Origin of the sequence: Phytoactinopolyspora endophytica, from assembly GCF_004138495.1 — a bacterium.
GTDB classification, from domain to species: domain Bacteria; phylum Actinomycetota; class Actinomycetes; order Jiangellales; family Jiangellaceae; genus Phytoactinopolyspora; species Phytoactinopolyspora endophytica.
Genome location: NZ_ML142850.1, coordinates 151,133 through 153,212, shown reverse-complemented (window position 1 = coordinate 153,212; position 2,080 = coordinate 151,133). Strand labels below are relative to the sequence as shown.

Below are 2,080 nucleotides of genomic sequence, written 5' to 3'. Positions count from 1 at the left end.
ACAGTAACCGTGCTATGTACACGGTTACTGTTCATGATCATGGGGACGGCTGACGTCAGGATGTAAGGACAAAAGTCTTTACAAGCGCATTCGGTTGTGGAACGGTGCCAGAAAGCGCTTACCCGGCGGTGTGAACACAGCGCACCGCCGGCCCGTGCGGACAGAGAGGAACAGATGAGGAACAAGCAGAAGGCGATGGACCGGCGCGGCTTTCTCCGGCGGTCCGTGGGTGTCTCAGCAGGGCTCGTCGCCGCACCGTCGGCCCTGACCCTGCTGGCAGGCTCGCAGCCGGCCACGGCGGCACCGCCCCGCCCGGCGACCACAGGAGCATTCGGCCAGCACCTGACCTCCGCGGCGGACACGCACCGTGCCGCCCATGCCGCGCGCTACGGCGTGGTGACCGCCGAGCAGAGCACAGCCGCGGTGCAGGCGTTCGTCGACGACTACCTCACCAACACAACGGACAACCTCAGCAAGGAGACCAACGCCGCCGTCCGGATCCTGTCCGGGATGGAGGAGCTCTGGAAGACCGGCAGCTCGTGGGACGACGGGGTGGTGCGTGCCCAGGCCGTGCTGCGCGACAACATGCAGTACGTCGTGGACATCACTCGCGAGCGCACGGATGCCGAGGCCAAGCAGTCCTTCATCGACGACCGGCAGCACCAGAGCTACAGCGCCACCGGAGGGCTCGGCCCGCTGACACAGCTGTATCGTGCCGGTGCGATGGCGGTCACCAGCATCACCGCCGCGCCGGACGGGACTCCGCCGGAAAAGGTCAGCGACGCAGTGCCGGACGACGCGCCCGAGGGCTCCGCGACCGGCGCGGGCTCGGTCGACTCGGAGCTGGGCAGGGTAGTGGAGCTCGTCAACACCATCCGTGGCCCGCACGCCTCCAGCAACCCGAGCAAGTACACCTTCCAGTACCCGCGTCCGTGGCGGATGACCGGGGACAGCGAGGTCGTCGAAACCGGCGGCGTCCCCGTCCTGGGAGTTCCGATCTACGAGGGCGACGTGGTCGTCGCACCGCAACTGCTCCGTCAGCGCAGCGACGAGCCGGAGCGGGACGGCGGCTACCCCAGCGGGCACGCGAACGCCAGCTACCTGGCTGCTCTGGCCCTGGCCTACGCCGTCCCGGAGCGTTTCCAGGAGCTACTGACCCGTGCGTCGGACCTCGGCCAGAGCCGCATCGACAGCGGCATGCACTCGCCGGTGGACGTGATCGGGGGCCGCGTCCTGGCGACGGCGCTGGCCGCGGCCGTGCTTTACGACCCGGACTACGCCGAGCTCAAGGACGCGGCACGACGTCAGGCGGCCGAGTACTTCCAGGCGCAGACCGGCACCACGGCCGACACGCTGTACGCGTACGCACACTCCGCCGGAGCGGACACCGATCGCTACGCGGACCGTGAGGTCAACAAGGAGACCTTCGCGTCCCGGCTGACATACGTCCTTCCCCGGCACGGTGCGGACTCAGAGCTGGCCGTGCCCAAGGGCGCGGAGGTGTTGCTGGAGACGCGTCTGCCGTACCTCGACGCGGAACAGCGCCGGGTGGTGCTGCAGACCACCGCGCTGCCTGCCGGTTACCCCATTCTGGACGGCCCGGAAGGATGGGGCCGGCTGGATCTCTTCACCGCGGCCGACGGCTACGGCGCGTTCCGCGACGATGTGACGGTCGAGATGAACGCCGACGACGGTGGTTTCAGCGCCGACGACACCTGGCGCAACGACATCTCCGGAGCTGGCGGGCTCACTAAACGGGGCAGTGGCGCGCTGACGCTCACCGGGGACAACGGCTACACGGGCGGCACCGAGCTGGAGGCGGGCACGCTCGCGGCCGGCTCGGCGACCGCGCTCGGCAAGGGCGACGTCAGCGTCGTCGGCGGGACTCTCAGGCTGGATCCGGAAGCGGGCGGCGTCGACGTGCGAGGAGCCTACACGCAGTCCTCTGACGGCGTGCTGGACGTGACGCTCGGCGACGACGGTGAGCCGGTGCTGGACGTGCTCCGGACCGTCACCCTCGAGGAGGGCAGCGTTCTCGAGGTCCGTCTCGACCTCACCCGCGCTCCCGCCGCCGGCGAGA

The 2,080-nt window shown here is 69.3% G+C and carries 1 protein-coding gene; it reads left to right on the top strand.

Going from position 1 to position 2,080, the window contains the following annotated elements:
* Positions 1-174: 174 nt before the first annotated feature.
* Positions 175-2,080, top strand: a 1,906-nt coding sequence (locus ELR45_RS04045; protein WP_205855876.1) for a phosphatase PAP2 family protein, incomplete at its 3' end; no start/stop codon positions are given.